We start from the raw sequence: 17,831 nt of genomic DNA on the forward strand, positions 1-17,831 counted from the left end.
GGAAGGCTCAGCCGGGAGAGGCGTCGGGGGAGCCGGCCAGGCGCGCGATCTCCACCGAGCCGCCCTCGTCGAAGATGGGGCAAGCCTCGGCCAGCGCGACGGCCGCGTTGAAATCCACCGCCTGGACGACGGCATAGCCGGACAGCGAACTGGTCGATTCCTTCGGTCCCAGCAGCCGGTTCGGGATCTCGACGGCGGCCGCGGCCAGGCTGCCGGGGTCGACCACGGCGTCGCCCAGGCGCGCGAACCAGTCGCGCCAGCCCCCGGGCGCGCGCGGCGGCGCATCCTTGGAACCGTCGGCGGCGCCGCGGTAAACGATCAGGAACCGGTCCATGCTGTCCTCCCGCGGGATTGATCCGATGCCACCTTAGCAGAAGCGCGGCGGCGGCGCCGCACCGCTGGGCCCCTCGCCGTTCGACCCGTCTGCGCGCATTCCAGCACGCGTTCGCTGCAGTTCGTCGCAAAGCGCTCGCGGCGGCGGGCCGGCCTGCCTACGATGCCACCATCGCATCCCGACGACCACAACCATACGGAGGATTACGCCATGACCGCCAGCCACACCACCACCAGCCGCCGCCGCCTCCTGGTCGGCGCCTGCGCCCTCGCCTGCGCCATCGCGGCCCCGCAGGCCGATGCCCGGGGCTGGGGCAGCGAGACGGTGACGGGCAGCGGTCCCGTGACGCGCCAGGAGCGCGCGCCCGGCCACTTCTCGGGCCTGTCGATGTCGCTGGCCGGCGACGTCCAGGTGCGCACGGGCAACACCGAAAGCGTCACGATCGAGACCGAGGGCAACCTGATGCCGCTGATCGAGACGGTCGTCGAGGACGGCACGCTGAAGATCCGCACGAAGCGCGACACCAACGTGCGCACGCGCCACCTGAAGATCGTCGTGCAGACGCGCGGCCTGGACCGCGTCACGCTGGCCGGTTCGGCCGACATCGACATCGACACCATGCGCGGCCAGCGCCTGCGCTTCGACATCGGCGGCTCGGGCGAGATCAAGGTCGGGCGCGTCGAGGGCGAGGACCTGTCCGTCAACCTGGGCGGCAGCGGGGAACTGGACATCAAGGACGGCAGCGCGCGCAACCTGCGCGCCTCGATCGCCGGCTCGGGCGACGTCGACATGGCCCACGTGCGCGTGGACAGCGCCAGCGTGTCGGTGGCCGGTTCGGGCGACACCAAGCTGTGGGTGCGCGACGCGCTGCGCCTTTCCGTGGCCGGCTCGGGCGACGTCGAATACTACGGCGACCCGAAGGTCAGCACCTCGGTGGCCGGTTCGGGCAGCGCGCGCCGCATCGGGTCGGCGCCGAATTGATGGGGGGCGCACGACACGGTCGGGTGGACGGATCGCCGTCCAGGCGTTCGACCGGCGCATGAACGCGTGGACGGGAAACCCGTCCACCCTACCGCCTCAATGCGCCGCGCCGGCCGGCTTGTAGGCGAGCGGCTTGACGGGCACCTGCACCGCCACGCTCTCGCGCTTGCCGGCGGCATCCTGCACCGTCAGCGTCAGCGGCACCTGCTCGCCTTCCTTCAGCTGGCGCTGCAGGTCGAACATCATGATGTGGTAGCCGCCCGAGGCCAGGTTCACGCTCTGGTTGGCCGGCAGGTCGAGGCCGTCGACGGCGCGCATGCGCATGGTCTGGCCCTGCATCGCCATCTCGTGGATTTCGACGCGGCCCGCGACGGGGCTCTTGACCTCGACCAGGCGCGCCGCCTTGGCCGACTTGAGCTGCATGAACGCGCCCGTCGTCTTCTGGGTCGGGACGGTGGCGCGGATCCACGGTTCCGTCACGCTGACCTGGGCCAGCGCGGCACTGGAGACGAGGCTGGCGGCGGCCAGGGCGAGGAGGCGGGGCAGGAGGCGTTGGGTCATGGGCGTAATCCGTTCAAGAGAAACCACCGTCGCCCCTGCGCAGGCAGGGCCCAATGTTGCACGCATTGTGGCAGCGCTGGAGACATTGGGTCCCTGCCTGCGCAGGGACGACGCACATCTGCAGTATATCTTGTCAGGCCTGCCCCATCAGCACCTCGCGCTCGACCATGACCGTCTCGGTCCCGTCGGTCAGCCACACCTGGCCGTCCTGGATCGTGCACTGCAGCTGCATGCTGCGCTGGGCCAGCTTTTCCAGCTGCGCGCTGGTCCCGGCGGGGATGTTGACGACGCTGATCTTGCGGTTGCGGTCGATCTTGCTGGCCAGGCCCTTGAACCAGATGTCGCTGGTGGCGCTGTAGCTGTACACGATCACGCGCTCGGCGCGGCCGGCGGCCTTCAGCAGGCGGCGTTCGTCGGGCTGGCCGACCTCGATCCAGGTCTGGATCGCGCCGGTCAGGTCCTTCAGCCACAGGGCCGGTTCCTCGACGTCGAACAAGTCCTTGCCGAACGCGAGCGCCGGGTCGGCGTGCAAGGCGAAGGCGAGCAGGCGGATCATCACCCGCTCGTCGGTTTCCGAAGGATGGCGCGCGATGGTGAGCGCGTGCTCCTGGTAGTAATTGCGGTCCATGTCCGCGATGTTCAGGTCTGCCTTGTAGATCGTTGCTTTCAGGGCCATCGGGTGCTGCCTACTTTCTTTGTCAGGTTCAGCTGAACACGACGGTCTTGTCGCCGTTCAGCAGGATGCGGTGTTCCACGAACCACTTGACCGCGCGGGCCAGCACGACGCTCTCGACGTCGCGCCCGATCGCCGTCAATTCCTCGGGGCGCATGGCGTGGTCGACGCGTTCGACGTCCTGCTCGATGATCGGGCCTTCGTCCAGGTCGCCGGTGACGAAATGGGCGGTGGCGCCGATCAGCTTGACCCCGCGCTTGTGCGCCTGGGCATACGGGCGCGCGCCCTTGAAGCTGGGCAGGAAGGAGTGGTGGATGTTGATCGCCCTGCCCTTCAAGGCTTCGCACAGCCCCGGCGACAGGATCTGCATGTAGCGCGCCAGCACGACCAGGTCGATGCGGTGGGTGTCCAGCAGGTCGATGATGCGCGCCTCCTGGGCGAGCTTGGCCGATTCGCTGGCACCGGCCTCGAGCGGCAAGTGGTGGAAGGGGATATTGTAACTGGCCGCGAGCTGGTAGAAGTCCATGTGGTTCGACACGATGGCCGGAATCTCCACCGGCAGCAGCCCGCTCTTGTAGCGGAACAGCAGGTCGTTCAGGCAATGGCCGATCTTCGACACCATGATCATCACGCGCGGCTTGCGGCCCGCGTCGTGCAACTGGCCGGACGCGCCCAGGTCGCCGCACAGCGAGCCGAAGCCGGCGCGCAGCAGTTCGTCGGACACGGCGTCGTCTTCCAGTGCGAAGTGCACGCGCATGAAGAACAGCTTCGATTCCGGGTCGCCGAACTGCGCCGAGTCGATGATGTTGCAGCCGTGCTCGGCCAGGAAGCCCGAGACGCGCAGCACGATGCCGCGATGGTCCAGGCAGGACAAGGTCAGGATATATTCTGGATACGTCATGCGCTCGATGGATAGGTTGAAGAAAGACAGCCGGATCATTGTCGCACGATGTTGCAGTTTCGGCATTTCAACAACAGGCGGCGCACGGGGGCCCGCACGCGTTTCGAACAGATGAAAATGTGCGCCGTCCCCGAACTATCGCTCTCCTCGCCTCTCTAAATCCACGAGCGCATCCATGGACGCTCGGTAGGGAACGTTCACCGACAGGCACAAGGAGATCGATATGGCGACTAGCAAGGAAGGCGGCAAGGGGAATGCCGACTCCGGCGGCAGCGAGCAGAAAAGCCAGCCGGCCAAACGCGGTTTCGCTGCGATGGACCAGAACCAGCAGCGACAAATCGCCAGCAAGGGCGGCCAGGCCGCCCACCAGAAAGGCACGGCGCACGAATTCGATTCGGAGGAAGCGCGCCGCGCGGGCCAGAAAGGCGGTGAGGTGGTCAGCCGCAACCGGGCCCACATGGCCGACATCGGGCGCAAGGGCGGGGAAAGCCGGCAATCGGCCAACCGCGCGGCAGCCGCGGCGAAAGCCGGCAACCGCCAGGGCGGCAAGGAGGGTTGACGAAGACAGGGCGCGCACCGGCATGCTACAGTGCGCGCCTTGTCCGCATGCCGCCGTTCTCGTTTCCCGTCGTCGTCCCGTCGTCGTCCCGTCGTCTTCCCCGTCGTCGTCCCATGTCTGCTTCCCGAATCCACCTGAAATACCTGAGCGCCTATCCCTCCCATCTCCTGTCCCAGGTCGAACGCCTGGTCGCCGAAGGCCGGCTGGCCGACCACCTGCGCCAGCGCTACCCCGCTGCCCACGGCGTCCGCACCGACAAGGCCCTGTATGCCTACGTCCAGGACCTGAAGACCGACTACCTGCGCAACGCCGAACCCGTCTCGAAGGTCGCCTACGACAGCAAGATCGGCATCGTCCAGCAGGCACTGGGCCTGCACACGGCCGTCTCGCGCGTCCAGGGCGGCAAGTTGAAGGCCAAGCACGAGATCCGCATCGGCAGCGTGTTCCGCGACGCGCCGCCGGAATTCCTGCGCATGATCGTCGTGCACGAACTGGCCCACCTGAAGGAAAAGGAACACGACAAGGCGTTCTACCAGCTGTGCTGCTGGATGGAGCCGCAGTACTACCAGTTCGAGTTCGACGTGCGCCTGTACCTGACCCAGCTGGACCTGGACGGCACCCGCCTGTGGTGAGGAAACGTCAATTGTGACAAACAGCGTTGCCACTACGCAACAACTGCCAAATTCATCATATTTGTTTCCCAACGGACATCGACATTTGCCGAAACCGGCATTACAGTCGAGCTCCGCGCGATCGCGCACCCCGCCTGCATGATGCGCAGGCACGCTGTGTGCCCGGCCGCTGCCCGTCTGCGTCCCGGACGCCATGGCTGGTCCACCAGGAAGCAAACATGCAGCAAACAATCCTTCGTCCCACCCTGTTCCTTTCCGTGCTCGCGCTGGGCATGGCCGGCGCCGCGCAGGCGCAGGAACGGCCTTTATGGTCGGTGTCCGGCTTCGGCACCGTCGGCGCCGTGCATTCGAGCGAGCGCCATGCCGACTACACGGCTTCGGTCATGAAGAGCAAGGGCGCCGGCGCCTCGGGCAGCTGGAGCGCCGACGTCGACAGCCGTCTCGGCATGCAGCTCGACCTGAACCTGGACAAGCGCTGGTCGGCGGTGGTGCAGCTGGTCAGCGAACAGGGCCTGGACAACAGCTACCGGCCCAGGATCGAATGGGCGAACGTGAAGTACCAGGTCACGCCCGAACTGGCGCTGCGCGTGGGCCGCGTCGCCCTGCCCGTGTTCCTGACGGCGGACTACCGCCGCGTGGGCTATGCCTATCCGTGGGTGCGTCCGCCGGTGGAGGGCTATGGCGTGATCCCCGTGACGAACAGCGACGGCGCCGACGCCACCCTGCACTGGAGCCTGGGCGGCACGCGCAATACCTCGCAGCTGTTCTACGGCTACGACAACCCGAAGCTGGCGGGCGCGCTGACCGCCCACGCACGCGGCATCGTCGGCGTCTCCCACGTCAGCGAACGGGGCGCCTTCAGCGTGCGCGTGAACGCCATCCAGGCCGAGGTGAGCAGCAACCTGGGCGAGGAACTGTTCCGCGCGCTGGACGGATTCGGCCCGGCGGGCCAGGCCATCAGCCGGCGCTGGGAGATGGACCACAAGCGCATGCGCGTGGCGAACATCGGCGTGAACTACGACCCGGGCGACTGGTTCGTGATGGCCGAAGCGGGACGCCTGAACACCGACTTCTTCTTCGGCGCCACGCGCAGCGCCTACGTGAGCGCCGGGTGGCGCTGGAACGCCTGGACCCCGTATGCCACGCTGGCGACGGTGCGCGCCCGCGGCGCCTCCACCGACCCCGGCCTGCCGCTGGCCGCCCTGCCGCCCCAGGCCGCCGCGATCGGCGCGGCGCTGAACGGCGGCCTGGCCACCCTGCTGTCGTCGATCCCGCAACAGGACACGGCCAGCGTCGGCCTGCGCTGGGACCTGGTGCAGAACGCCGCGCTCAAGCTGCAGTACGACCGCGTCACGCCGCGCCACGGCTCGCGCGGCACCCTGATCAACCAGACGCCGGACTTCCGTTCGGACCGGACCGCCCACGTGGTCAGCGTCGCCCTCGACTTCGTGTACTGACATGCGCGCGCCCAAGCTTTTCCACCACCTCGGCGCAGCCGCGCTGTGCGCCCTGCTGGCCAATAGCGTCCAGGGCAGCGCCCGCGGGACCGACCTCGTCGTGATCGTCTCGGCCAGGAGTTCCGTCACGGCGCTGCGCCCCGACCAGGTTGCCGCGATCTTCCTCGGCCAGTCGGCGCGCTTCCCCGACGGGATCGAGGCCGTGCCGCTCGACCAGCGCCTCGGCTCGCCGCTGCGCGACGAGTTCTATGCGCGCGTGGCCAACAAGACGCCGGCCCTGCTCAAGGCGCACTGGTCCAAGCTCGTCTTCACCGGCCGCGGCCAGCCGCCGGCCGAGGTGGCCGACAGCGCGGCCGTGCGGCGCAAGGTCGCCGACAACCCCGACGCGATCGGCTACATCGACCGCAGCGCGCTCGATGCCAGCGTGCGCGCCGTGCTGGTGGTGCAATGATGGCGGCCGCCAAGCCAGCGCGCGGCAGCCTGGCGCGCCGCTTCGGGCGCGCGCTGGAAACCCATATCGCGCTGCCCCTGTTCGCGCTGCTGCCGCTGGCGGCGCTCTGGCTCACCACGTTCCACGTCATCGACGCCGAGCGCCGCGCCGCGATGGATGCCGCGCGCGACGCGGCGCGCGAACAGGTCGACACCTACGAAGCGCAGATGGCGCGCAACCTGAACGCGATCGACCAGACCCTCAAGGTGGTCAAGTACGCCGTCGAATTGAACGGCGCCAGGGCGGCCCTGCCCGCGCTGCGCGGCCAGGGCCTGCTGCCGCCGGGACTGGTGTTCCAGGTCAGCGTGGCGGACCGCGAGGGCAAGGTCGTCGACAGCAACCCGGCCTCCGGCGTGGCCGACGTCTCCGCCGAATCCTGCTTCCTGGCGCAGCAGGGCGAGGATGGGGGCGAGCCCTGCGTCAGCCAGACCCGCGGCGAGCCTGCCGCCGTGCAGGCCGGCCGCGCCGAAGCGCACCTGCGCTTCGCGCGCCGCATCAACGACGGCTACGGGCGCTTCGCCGGCATCGCGATCGTCGAGGTCGACCCGGCCTATTTCACCAGTTCCTACGAGCGCTCGCGCGAGGGCGAACTGGGCCTGCTGGCGCTGGTCGGCGGCGACGGCGTGGCGCGCGTGCTGCGCATCGGCGACCAGGTCTCCTGGGGCCAGCGCATCGCGCTGGCGGGCTTCGGCGAACAGGTGGCGCTGCCGCATCCGACAGCGCCGGACGGCGTCGCGCGCTATGCCAGCGTGCGCCGCCTGCACGGTTTCCCCCTGAGCGTGCTGGTGGGCCTGGCCGAGCGCGAGCAGATGGCGCAGTACGCGCAGCACCGCCGCACCTACCTGGCCGCGGCGGCGGCCGGCAGCGCCCTGCTGGTGGCGCTGGTGGCCATGATCAGCGCCTGGTCCTGGCAGCTGGCCAAGGCGCGCCGGCGCGAACGGCGCGCCCAGGAAACCTACGCGGCGGCGTCGGAGGCGAGCCTGGACGCCGTGTTCGTGCTGCGCACCGTTCCCGGCCCCGACGGCGCCATCGCCGACTTCCTCGTCGAGCACACCAACAGCCGCGCCGAACAGCTCGTCGGCATCGCCAAGGACGCGATGATCGGCCGGCCGCTGGGCGTGCTGATGCCCTTCTACCGCACCAACGGCATGTTCGAGCAGCTGCAGCGGGTCGTCGCCGAGGGCAAGGTCATGGAAACCGAGTGGCAGGCCCAGACCGGTCCCGTGACGGGCCACTGGCTGCAGCGCCAGTTCGTGCCGGTCGAGGGCGGCGCCGTGGCCATGGTGCGCGACATCACGGACAGGAAGCGCACCGAGGAGCGCATCCGCCACATGGCCCACCACGACGAATTGACGGGGCTGCCGAACCGCAGCCTGATCCGCGACCGCCTGGACGAGGCGATCCGCAATGCCCAGCGCGCCGACGGCCGCCTGGCCCTCGTCTTCGTCGACCTGGACGGCTTCAAGCTCGTCAACGACGGCCTCGGGCACAACGCCGGCGACGAGCTGCTGCAGGTGGTGGGCGGGCGCATGCAGGCCTGCCTGCGCCGCACCGACACCCTGGGCCGCATGGGCGGCGACGAGTTCGTGATCCTGCTGCCCGATGTGCAGGACAACCCGCTGGCGCTCACGCCGCTGCTGGAAAAGATCCGCCAGGCCGTCACCGAGCCGGTGCAGATCGGCGAGCAGGCCGTGCGGGTCAGCTGCAGCATGGGCGTGGTGACGTACCCGCGCGACGGCGCCGACCCGAAGACGCTCATGATGAACGCCGACGCGGCCATGTACCGCGCCAAGGAGCTGGGCAGCAACAACTTCCAGTTCTACACGCGCGAGATGAATGCCAGCGTGGAGGAAAAGCTGGTCCTGCTGGAAGGCATGCGCAAGGCGATGGACGCGACGCTGCTGTATTCGGGCATGGCGCAGCCGCCGCAGACGCCGGCCGGCAGCTTCCACCTGCTGTACCAGCCCAAGGTCGACCTGCACACGGGCCGCCTGTTCGGCGTCGAGGCCCTGATCCGCTGGCGCCATCCGGAACACGGCCTGGTGCCGCCCCCGCGCTTCATCGGCCTGGCCGAGGAATCCGGCCTGATCGTCGGCCTGGGCGAATGGGTCGTGCGCACGGCCTGCCGCCAGGCCCAGGCCTGGGCCGCGGCCGGCCTCGATGCGCTGACGGTGTCGGTCAACGTGTCGGCGCGCCAGTTCGAGGAACGGCGCCTGGTCGAACGCATCGCCGGCGCGCTGCGCGACTCCGGCCTGCCCCCGTCCGCGCTCGAACTGGAAGTGACGGAAAGCCTCCTGATGCGCGACCTGAACGGGGCCGTCGAGCGCATGCGCGAACTGAAGGCGATGGGCGTGTCGCTGTCGATCGACGACTTCGGCACCGGCTATTCGAGCCTGTCGGCCCTGAAGTCCTTCCCGATCGGCACCCTCAAGATCGACAAGTCCTTCGTGCGCGACCTGGCGCACGACGCCGACGACCAGGCCATCGCGCTGGCCGTGATCTCGCTGGGCCACCGCCTCGGCCTGCGCGTGATCGCCGAAGGCGTGGAGACCGAGGAGCAGCGCGACTTCCTGCGCGCGCACGGCTGCGACGAAATGCAGGGCTACCTGTTCAGCCCTCCGGTGCCGCCGGAACGCATCGCCGACATGCTGCGCGCCCAGCTGCGCCAGGGCAGCGCCCACGCGGCGCTGGCGGAGTGAAGCCCGCCATGCGCTTCGTCGACCTCGTCTTCGGCCTCGAGCCGCGCATGCGCCGCATGCTGCGCTACTGGGTCGCCACCGCCTGCCTGTACGGCTTCTTCGTGCTGCTGATGCTGCTGTACTCGTCCAAGGGCCTGGTGTCGCGCGACAGCCTGCTGCCGCTGGCCGCCTACACGATCTCGATCGTGGTCGCCTCGTATGCGCTGATCCGTTCCAGCAATCGCCTCGGGATCGCGCCGACGACGCTCGCCACGCTGCAGGGCCTGCTGGGCATCGGCTGCAATATCTGGGGCTATTCGATCGCCGGGCCGTTGCGCGGCGCCACGCTGATGGGGCTGATGGTGGTGGTCGTGTTCTGCACCTTCGCGCTGCGCCCGGGCCAGACGCTGCGGCTGGCCGTCGCCGGCCTGGCCGGCCTGGGCGCCACCATGTGGTGGCACCAGGCTTACGACCCGCTGCACTACCCGCCCGGCGTCGAGGCGGTGACCTTCGCGATCATGGCCGCCTGCTCGCTGGCCGTCACCTTCCTCACGGGCGAGATGAGCAAGCTGCGTGCGCGCCTGAAGGAGCAGAAGGCGGAGCTGGAGAAGGCGCTGGGCACGATCCGCACGCTGGCCACGGTCGACGAGCTGACGGGCCTCGCCAACCGCCGCCACATGAACGAGGCGCTGGGGCGCGAGCAGCGGCGCGCGCCGGGCGGGCGCCCGACCTGCGTCGCCCTGCTCGACATCGACCACTTCAAGCGCATCAACGACCTGCACGGCCATGCCGCCGGCGACGACGTGCTGCGCCTGTTCGCCCGCACGGCGCGATCGCGCCTGCGCGGCACCGACATGCTGGCGCGCTGGGGCGGCGAGGAATTCCTGCTGATGCTGCCCGATACCGACCCGATCGACGCCGCCGCCCTGCTCGAACGCATGCGCGCCGACGTCGCGGCCATCGCGCTGCCGGACATCGACCCGACGCTGCGCATCACCTTTTCCGCCGGCCTGGCCACGCGCCGCGGCGGCGAAGCGCTGACGGATACCGTCAACCGCGCCGACAAGGTGCTGTACCAGGCCAAGGCGGCCGGCCGCAACCGCGTGGTCGCGGCCTAGGCGTCGCCCCGGCCTGCGCGGGAGCGAACGGAAGCTATCCGGCGGCAGTGCCGCGCAGGCGCGCGATCAGCGCGTCCGGGTCGGCATCCGTCTGCAGCAGCGCCGCGTGGGCGGGACGCACGAAGCCCTGCTCCACCATGTGGCCGACGAATTGCACCAGGCCGTCGTAGAAGCCGGCCACGTTGAACAGGCCGATCGGCTTGGCGTGGATGCCCAGCTGGGCCCAGGTGACCATCTCGAACAGTTCTTCCAGCGTGCCCATCCCGCCCGGCATGGCGATGAAGCCTTCGGCCAGCTCCGACATCATCGCCTTGCGCTCGTGCATGTCCTTCACGACGAACAGGCGCGTCAGGCCCGCATGGCCCACTTCGCGTTCGACCAGGGCCTTCGGGATCACGCCGGTGGCTTCGCCGCCCAGGCGCAGCACCTCGTCGGCGATCACGCCCATCAGGCCGACCTTGCCGCCGCCGTAGACGAGGGCGATATTGTGGTCGACGAGGGCGCGCGCCAGCGCGCGGGCCGCGTCGGCATAGCGGGGGTCGGCGCCAGGACTGGCGCCGCAGTAGACGGCGATCGATTTCATGGGGTCCTTGCTGGTTCCGCCTTGCTTATTCCTGCCTGGCCTGGGCCGGCAGTTTCTTGAGGTAGTCGTCCGACAGGCGCTCGAACAGCGCGTGCGTTTCGCCGCGCAGGTAGGGGCCGACCATCGACAGCACCTGGTAGCAGCCGCGCGCGAGCGCGTCGGCGATGGCCTGCTGCTCGCTGTACTTGCGCGGGTTGCGCACGTATTCGTAGGACAGCCAGTAGGTCGCGACGACCACCATATTGGTGGCCATGGCGCCGATCTGGGCGTCGCTCGCTTCCAGCGAACCTTCGCTGCGCAGGTCCTCGCACAGCTGGCGCGCGACCTTGATCTTGTGCGCGAGGATCGCCTTGAAGTGCAGTTCCAGCTTGCGGTTGCGCGACAGCAGGTCGTTCAGGTCGCGGTAGAAGAAGCGGTACTTCCAGATCAGTTCGAACATCAGGTGCAGGTAGGTCCACACGTCCTGCATGTTCGAGCGGCGGCCGGCCGGCACGGTCAGGATGCGCTCGATCTCGGCCTCGAACTGCACGAAGATCGAATTGACGATGTCGTCCTTGTTGCGGAAGTGGTAATACAGGTTCCCCGGAGAGATGTTCATCTCTTCGGCGATCACCGTGGTGGTGATGTTCGGTTCGCCGAACTCGTTGAACAACCGGAGCGACAGCTCGAGGATGCGTTCGCGGGTGCGGCGCGGCGCTTTTTGTTGCATGGAAGGGTGCCTGGGTGGAGTCACCCGCAAGGATAACATCGACCGGCCCCGGCCACCACCCGGCCTAAAACGCGCTCTTTCAGGTTCTGGCGCGCAGCCGCTGCAGCACGAAGGCCTCCTGCACCGCCTGGCGCAGCGCGGCGCCGTCCCAGGGCTTGGCATAGGCGCGGTCGACCAGGCCCGCCGCCAGGGCCTGCTCGATCGCCGCGCGGTCCGTCTCCCCCGACAGGATCAGGCGCGCGCAGGCCGGATTGGCTGCGCGCACCCGCGCCAGCAGCGCCGTCCCCGCCAGGCCAGGCATGTTCTGGTCGGACAGCACCACCTCCATGCGCCGCCGCGCCAGCAGCGCCAGCGCCTCCCCCGCCGAGCGCGCGGCCAGCACGCGATAGCGCGCATCGGCGAGCACGTCGGCCAGCACGGCCAGCATGAAGGCGTCGTCGTCGACCACCAGCAGGTTGCCGTCCGGGCCGGGCAGCACGGCCTCGAGCCCGGCGCAGAAGCGCTCCGGGTCGTCCGGCGCGCCGACGCAGGCATCGAAGCCGGCGCGCAGCAGCGCTTCCCGCTCGCCATCCTCGTTGCCATCCAGGGCGCCGAGCGCCACCAGCGACATGTGGGCGCAGGCGCGGTCCGCGCGCAGCAGCAGGGCCAGCGCCCGGCCGCCCAGGTCCGGCAGGCGCAGGCTGCAGGCCGTCAGATCGGGCCGGCGCGCCCGTGCCAGTTCCAGGCCGTCGATGCCGCTGGCGGCATCGAGGACCTCGTGTCCGCGTGCGCGCAGATGCCAGGCCATCAGCGCGCGGCTGGGCGGATGGTCGTCGACGAGGAGGATGCGTGCCATGCTAATTCCGGGAACGAGGGTCTTCCCGGTCAACTGTAACATGTCACAAGGTAAAAAGTAACAATGTTTACGCTGGTGCAGCGCTCGGCACCGGCGCCGACAACGCCGCCAGTTCGCGCATCACCTCGGCCAGCACGCGCGGATTGCTGCCCAGCGCCACGTGGCCGATGCCGCCGAAGGCGATGTTGCGGGCGCCCGGCAGCACGCTCGACGTCTGCGGCGCCACGATATTGTCGTGGTGCGTGTAGATGGAGGTGATCAGGGCGCGGGTTTCCGGGCTTTCGCTGGCGGCCAGCGCGCGCAGCCAGTCGCTGCCCTGCGCTTCTTCGCCTGCGCCGCCACGGCGCATCTGCAGCGCATTGATCCCCGGGCCCAGGTCGGCCAGCGCCGTGCCATGGTGCGGCGTGCCCAGCGTGACGATTCTCGCCACCGTGCCGCTGCCGTGCGCGCGCACCCAGGCGCGCGCCACCAGGCCGCCCATGCTGTGGCCGACGATCGCCACGCCCGCCGCGCCCGTCGCCGCCAGCAGTTCGCGCACGCGCTGCTCGACCAGCGGCACGTAGGCGTCGATGTCGCCGCCGACCGGTTCCAGGTCGACGCCGGCATGGCTGATGCCGGCCGCGTCGAGCAGCGGCAGCAAGTGCGCCCAGTAGCCGGCGTTGCAGCCGTAGCCGTGCACCAGCAGCACGGGCGGGTGCGCGCTGCCCGGATGGATGCGCATGGCGGCGCGGCCGCGCGGCATGTGCCAGTGCGAGACCAGCATGCTGGCCTTGAATTCCTCGGCGAACAGGCGCAGCGCGCCCATCGTATCCAGGCGGTGCTCGTCCGGCGTGGCGCTGGACGCGCGCGCCGCCATGCGGAAGTTGTTCAGGTTGATGAAGAGCCGCGCGAGCGCCACGGCGGCGACGCCGGCCGCCAGCGCGAGCCAGGCCCGCGCACCGAGCGACCATGCGAGCCAGGCCACCGCGAGCGCCGCCAGCGCCTGCGCCAGCAGGATCAGCTGCAGCAGGCGGCGCGCGCTCGGGTTCATGGCCGTTCGCGCATCATCTGGCGCGCGATGCCGCGCAGGATGTTGACTTCTTCCGTCTCCAACTGGGTGCGCGCGAACAGTCGCTTCAGGCGCGGCATCAGCTTCTTCGGGTTGTCGGCATTCAGGAAGCCGATCGCCACCAGCGCCTCTTCCAGGTGCGCGTACATGCCCTCCACCTGGGCCATGCTGGCCGCCTCGCCGTGGAAGCCGATGCCTTCCTGGGTGCGGTTCTCGCCCTGGGCCGCGAGGCGGCACTCGTAGGCCAGCACCTGGGCCGCCTGCGACAGGTTCAGCGAGGAATACTCGGGATTGGCCGGGATGTTGATCAGCACGTTGCAGCCCTCGACGATGTCGTTCGGCAGGCCGACGCGCTCGTTGCCGAGGATGACGGCCGGGCGCAGGTCCGCATCCCGCGCCACGTGCGCGGAAAAGCCGCGCGGCGCCCATACGGGCGGCGAGAATTCGCGCAGGCGCGCCGAGACGGCGGCGGCGAAATTGCAGCCGTCCAGCGCCTCGCCGATGGTGTCCACGATGCGCGCGCCCTGCAGCACGTCGATGGCGCCGCTGGCGAAGGCGACGGCCTCGGCGTCCTGCAGCGGGTCGGCGCAGCGCGGCGCGACCAGCACCAGGTCGGAAAAGCCCATCGTCTTCATGGCGCGCGCCACCGAACCGACATTGCCGGCGCGGCTGGTTTCAACTAACACAAAACGCAGGCGTTTGAAAAGAGACGTATCAAGTTCGTTCGGGTTCATTTACAATAGCGGCATCGCGCGGTGACGAGCGTTGAAATCGAGACAAGGCTACAGCAGCCAGGCTCGCGATTTTAACGGCTTCGGCACCGCTTTGCTCTTTATAATTTTCTCTCGTTCAGATCGTTCACGGCGCCTTGCGCGGTGGGCGTCAGCATTTTTTACGGAAGCTTTCATGCACCCAATGCTCAATACGGCCATCAAGGCCGCCCGCCGCGCCGCGACCGTCATCAACCGCGCCTCGTTTGACCTCGATCGCATCACGATCAGCGAAAAGAGCCATAACAACTTCGTCACCGACATCGACCAGGCGTCGGAACAGGCGATCATCGAGACGCTGCTGAAAGCCTACCCCGATCACGCGATCCTGGGCGAGGAAAATGGCGCTTCCAGCAACCTGAACGACGAGAGCGAGTACGTCTGGATCATCGATCCGATCGACGGCACCACCAACTTCCTGCACGGCTACCCGAACTACTGCATCTCGATCGCGCTGCAACAGCGCGGCGTGATCACCCAGGCCGTCATCTACGACCCGGTCCGCAACGATTTGTTCACTGCCACCAAGGGCGGCGGCTCCTACCTGAACGACAAGCGCATCCGCGTGCGCAATCCGGACCGCATCAACAAGGCCCTGATCGGCTCCGGCCACGGCGCCGAGCCGCGCGACCTGGCCGAATACCTGCGCATGTACGAAGTCGTCGCGCCGCGCTGCCACGGCGTGCGCTCGGGCGGCTCGGCCGCGCTGGAACTGGCCAACGTGGCTGCCGGCCGCCTCGACGGCTTCTTCGAGAAAGGCCTGAAGGTCTGGGACATCGCGGCCGGCTCGCTGCTGGTCACGGAAGCGGGCGGCATCGTCGGCGAATTCAACGGCGAATCGCAGTACCTGAACAAGGGCGACGTGATCGCCGCCGGTCCCAAGGTCTTCGCCGGCATGGTCAACCTGCTGTCGCCGTTTGCCTGATCGTTCGACCGAGGGCGGACTCGCGCCCTTTCGCGTAGAATACGCCCCCGTGTAAGTCCGGGGAATGCCGCGGGCCTGCTGGGCCGCGCGGCACCCCTGCCGCAGGCTTCGCGCGTGCCCCCGCCCACGAGGCGCCATGCCTCCCCGCTCACCAGCCTGCCCAACGGCAGCGCTGCGCTGGAATTTCCCTAGCGAAACATTTTTAACTATAATGCCGCGTACCTGTGACATTTCGTCCATGGTGCGTCTTGGCGCGCCGGCTCCAGTACCGGCCGCCCTGTGTTGTGTAACCGATCGGCTGGACTGGCGCCCCCCAGGGCGACGCGCCGATCCCTACAGAAAACTTATGTCATTCACTACTCTCGGTCTTTCCGACGCCATCGTGCGCGCCGTCACTGAAGCGGGCTATACCGCTCCGACCCCGATCCAGGCACAGGCCATTCCGGCCGTCCTCGGCGGCGGCGACCTGCTGGCCGGCGCCCAGACCGGCACCGGCAAGACCGCCGGCTTCACCCTGCCCGTGCTGCACCGCCTGTCGACCGACGCGGTGGGCGCGGCCTTGACGAACAAGACCTCCAAGCGCGCCATCCGGGCGCTGGTGCTGGCCCCGACCCGCGAACTTGCCGCCCAGGTCGAGGAAAACGTCCGCATCTATTCCAAGTATACGAACCTGAGCTCGGCCGTCATCTTCGGCGGCGTCGGCATCCACCCGCAGATCAAGCTGCTGGCCAACGGCGTCGACATCCTCGTCGCCACCCCGGGCCGCCTGCTCGACCACGTGGCCCAGGGCACCATCAAGCTCGACAAGATCGAGATCCTGGTGCTGGACGAAGCCGACCGCATGCTGGACATGGGCTTCATCCACGACATCCGCAAGGTGCTGGCCGTGCTGCCGCCGAAGCGCCAGAACCTGCTGTTCTCGGCCACCTTCTCGGACGAGATCAAGGCCCTGGCCGACCGCCTGCTGGACAAGCCGGCCATGATCGAAGTCGCGCGCCGCAACTCGACCGTGGAAGTCATCGCCCAGAAGATCCACCCGGTCGACCGCGACAAGAAGCACCCGATGCTGGCGCACCTGATCAAGACCAACGACTGGAAGCAGGTGCTGGTATTCACCCGCACCAAGCACGGCGCGAACAAGCTCGTCGAGCAGCTCGGCAAGGACGGCATCGGCGCGATGGCGATCCACGGCAACAAGAGCCAGTCGGCGCGCACCAAGGCGCTGGCCGAGTTCAAGGACGGCAGCCTGACGGCCCTCGTCGCGACCGACATCGCGGCGCGCGGCATCGACATCGACCAGCTGCCGCACGTGGTCAACTACGACCTGCCGAACGTGCCGGAAGACTATGTCCACCGCATCGGCCGCACGGGCCGCGCCGGCGCCACCGGCGAAGCCGTGTCGCTGGTCTGCGTCGACGAGCACCAGATGCTGAAGGACATCGAAAAGCTGATCAAGCAGACGCTGCCGCGTGAAGTGATCACGGGCTTCGAGCCGGATCCCAACGCCAAGGCCCAGCCGATCCAGCTGCGCAGCGGCGACCGCGGCCACGCGAACGGCCGTGGCGGCCGTCCGGGCGGCGGTGGCCGTCCTGCCGGCGGCAACGGCGGCAACGGCGGCAACAAGCCGCGCACCCAGGCGGCGCCGAGCGGCCAGCGCAGCGGCGGCGGCAACGGCGCCCGCACCGGCGGCAACGGCGGCGGCGCAGCCCTGCTGGGCGGCCGTGCCCAGCCGTCCAACCGCGGTAACGGTAACGGCGGCGCCGGCAATGGCGGCAACCGTGGCCAGGGCCGCGGCCCGCGTCCGGCCGGCCAGCGTTCGGGTGGCGATCGCTAAGCCAGCCCGCCTTCCGTAAAACCGTCGCCCCTGCGCAGGCAGGGGTCCAAGTATTGCTTGCGTTGTGCATGCGCATGCAACATTGGGCCCCTGCCTGCGCAGGGGCGACGCTGTTTCATGGCTCGCCCTCGCAAATAGTTGAGCACTCAAATACTTTACAAACATTATGTCCGCGTATATATTTGAGGACTCAACCATCTCTCAAAGGTAAGCCGCCATGAGCACCGATACCCTCACTACCGAATTCGCCCTGCGCATGTCGCGCGCCTGGGCGACGCTGCAGCGCCGCCTGGACAATGCGCTGGGCGGCCACCACGGCATCAGCTTCGCCGACTACCAGTTGCTGCTGCAATTGCAGCGCGCGCCTGGTGGGCGCCTGCGCCGCGTCGACCTGGCCGAGAAGCTGGGCCTGACCGCTTCCGGCGTCACCCGCTCGCTGCTGCCGCTGGAAAAGATCGGCCTCGTCGCGCGCCAGAGCGACCCGCGCGACGCCCGCGTCGGCTATGCCCTCATCACGCCGGCCGGCAGCGAGCTGGTCACGAACGCGACCGTGGTGGTCGACAACGTCAGCCGCACCGTGCTGGGCGGACCGTCGCGCGCCCAGCTCGAGGCGACGTCGACGCTGATGGCGCAGATCGCCGGCGTGCCGCCGGTGGCATCCCTAACGCCGACAGGCGACCGAGCCCCCGTCCCACAGCAGCACGGGTGACACGCGTCTGCAGGAACGCCGCGGATCGGCTAGC

General features: G+C 68.9%; 19 protein-coding genes. 10 read left to right on the forward strand and 9 right to left on the reverse strand.

The window, feature by feature from the left end; all coding sequences use genetic code 11:
* Nucleotides 1–7: 7 nt before the first annotated feature.
* On the reverse strand, nucleotides 8–334 hold the full coding sequence (locus QPK32_RS03770; RefSeq protein WP_290411436.1) for a hypothetical protein: 327 nt from the start codon (nucleotides 332–334) through the stop codon (nucleotides 8–10).
* Between the two features lie 210 nt (nucleotides 335–544).
* Here QPK32_RS03770 and QPK32_RS03775 point away from each other — a divergent pair, with 210 nt between their 5' ends.
* Nucleotides 545–1,315, forward strand: a complete 771-nt coding sequence (locus QPK32_RS03775) for a head GIN domain-containing protein (RefSeq protein ID WP_290411437.1) — start codon at nucleotides 545–547, stop codon at nucleotides 1,313–1,315.
* Between the two features lie 96 nt (nucleotides 1,316–1,411).
* Here QPK32_RS03775 and QPK32_RS03780 read toward each other — a convergent pair whose 3' ends face one another.
* The 3 genes from QPK32_RS03780 to purU form a co-directional block, all read right to left on the reverse strand.
* Entirely contained in the window at nucleotides 1,412–1,876 is a 465-nt protein-coding gene (locus QPK32_RS03780) for a copper chaperone PCu(A)C (protein ID WP_290411438.1), read from the reverse strand.
* Between the two features lie 133 nt (nucleotides 1,877–2,009).
* Nucleotides 2,010–2,552, reverse strand: a complete 543-nt coding sequence (locus QPK32_RS03785) for a YaeQ family protein (RefSeq protein ID WP_290411439.1) — start codon at nucleotides 2,550–2,552, stop codon at nucleotides 2,010–2,012.
* A 28-nt stretch (nucleotides 2,553–2,580) separates the two neighbouring features.
* Nucleotides 2,581–3,450, reverse strand: coding sequence for a formyltetrahydrofolate deformylase (gene purU / locus QPK32_RS03790; RefSeq protein ID WP_290411440.1), 870 nt, complete (start codon nucleotides 3,448–3,450; stop codon nucleotides 2,581–2,583).
* A 223-nt stretch (nucleotides 3,451–3,673) separates the two neighbouring features.
* On the opposite strand from purU, the gene QPK32_RS03795 reads away from it, so the two are divergent.
* The 6 genes from QPK32_RS03795 (at nucleotide 3,674) to QPK32_RS03820 (ending at nucleotide 10,384) form a co-directional block, all read left to right on the forward strand.
* Nucleotides 3,674–4,009, forward strand: a complete 336-nt coding sequence (locus tag QPK32_RS03795; protein ID WP_290411441.1) for a KGG domain-containing protein — start codon at nucleotides 3,674–3,676, stop codon at nucleotides 4,007–4,009.
* Nucleotides 4,010–4,122: 113 nt separating this feature from the next.
* A complete protein-coding gene (locus tag QPK32_RS03800; RefSeq protein WP_290411442.1) occupies nucleotides 4,123–4,641 on the forward strand; it encodes a M48 family metallopeptidase in 519 nt (172 codons plus the stop codon).
* Nucleotides 4,642–4,859: 218 nt separating this feature from the next.
* A complete protein-coding gene (locus QPK32_RS03805; RefSeq protein ID WP_290411443.1) occupies nucleotides 4,860–6,098 on the forward strand; it encodes a hypothetical protein in 1,239 nt (412 codons plus the stop codon).
* Nucleotide 6,099: 1 nt separating this feature from the next.
* On the forward strand, nucleotides 6,100–6,549 hold the full coding sequence (locus QPK32_RS03810; protein ID WP_290411444.1) for a phosphate ABC transporter substrate-binding protein: 450 nt from the start codon (nucleotides 6,100–6,102) through the stop codon (nucleotides 6,547–6,549).
* Nucleotides 6,546–9,287 carry an EAL domain-containing protein gene (locus QPK32_RS03815; RefSeq protein WP_290411445.1) on the forward strand — a complete coding sequence of 914 codons (2,742 nt, stop codon included), beginning with the start codon at nucleotides 6,546–6,548 and terminating at the stop codon, nucleotides 9,285–9,287. The genes QPK32_RS03810 and QPK32_RS03815 overlap by 4 nt, the downstream gene beginning before the upstream one ends.
* 8 nt (nucleotides 9,288–9,295) lie before the next feature.
* Nucleotides 9,296–10,384, forward strand: coding sequence for a diguanylate cyclase (locus tag QPK32_RS03820; protein WP_290411446.1), 1,089 nt, complete (start codon nucleotides 9,296–9,298; stop codon nucleotides 10,382–10,384).
* 34 nt (nucleotides 10,385–10,418) lie between these two features.
* On the opposite strand, the gene QPK32_RS03825 is transcribed toward QPK32_RS03820, so the two are convergent.
* The 5 genes from QPK32_RS03825 to QPK32_RS03845 all read right to left on the reverse strand — a co-directional run bounded on the left by QPK32_RS03825 (nucleotide 10,419) and on the right by QPK32_RS03845 (nucleotide 14,293).
* Complete coding sequence (locus QPK32_RS03825; protein WP_290411447.1) at nucleotides 10,419–10,967, reverse strand: TIGR00730 family Rossman fold protein; 549 nt, start codon at nucleotides 10,965–10,967, stop codon at nucleotides 10,419–10,421.
* A 25-nt stretch (nucleotides 10,968–10,992) separates the two neighbouring features.
* Nucleotides 10,993–11,676, reverse strand: coding sequence for a TetR/AcrR family transcriptional regulator (locus QPK32_RS03830; protein WP_290411448.1), 684 nt, complete (start codon nucleotides 11,674–11,676; stop codon nucleotides 10,993–10,995).
* Between the two features lie 79 nt (nucleotides 11,677–11,755).
* On the reverse strand, nucleotides 11,756–12,511 hold the full coding sequence (locus QPK32_RS03835; protein WP_290411449.1) for a response regulator: 756 nt from the start codon (nucleotides 12,509–12,511) through the stop codon (nucleotides 11,756–11,758).
* Nucleotides 12,512–12,578: 67 nt separating this feature from the next.
* Nucleotides 12,579–13,541: a triacylglycerol lipase gene (locus QPK32_RS03840; protein ID WP_290411450.1), complete on the reverse strand. Its 963-nt coding sequence runs from the start codon at nucleotides 13,539–13,541 to the stop codon at nucleotides 12,579–12,581.
* Complete coding sequence (locus QPK32_RS03845; protein WP_290411451.1) at nucleotides 13,538–14,293, reverse strand: RNA methyltransferase; 756 nt, start codon at nucleotides 14,291–14,293, stop codon at nucleotides 13,538–13,540. The genes QPK32_RS03840 and QPK32_RS03845 overlap by 4 nt, the downstream gene beginning before the upstream one ends.
* A gap of 181 nt (nucleotides 14,294–14,474) precedes the next feature.
* Here QPK32_RS03845 and QPK32_RS03850 point away from each other — a divergent pair, with 181 nt between their 5' ends.
* From QPK32_RS03850 to QPK32_RS03860, 3 genes are all read left to right on the forward strand, one after another.
* A complete protein-coding gene (locus QPK32_RS03850) occupies nucleotides 14,475–15,254 on the forward strand; it encodes an inositol monophosphatase family protein (RefSeq protein WP_290411797.1) in 780 nt (259 codons plus the stop codon).
* A 346-nt stretch (nucleotides 15,255–15,600) separates the two neighbouring features.
* Nucleotides 15,601–17,088, forward strand: coding sequence for a DEAD/DEAH box helicase (locus tag QPK32_RS03855; RefSeq protein ID WP_290411452.1), 1,488 nt, complete (start codon nucleotides 15,601–15,603; stop codon nucleotides 17,086–17,088).
* Between the two features lie 217 nt (nucleotides 17,089–17,305).
* Complete coding sequence (locus tag QPK32_RS03860) at nucleotides 17,306–17,797, forward strand: MarR family winged helix-turn-helix transcriptional regulator (RefSeq protein ID WP_290411453.1); 492 nt, start codon at nucleotides 17,306–17,308, stop codon at nucleotides 17,795–17,797.
* Nucleotides 17,798–17,831: the final 34 nt, after the last annotated feature.

The sequence above is a fragment of the Massilia sp. YIM B02763 genome, assembly GCF_030412015.1.
Lineage (GTDB): Bacteria > Pseudomonadota > Gammaproteobacteria > Burkholderiales > Burkholderiaceae_D > Telluria.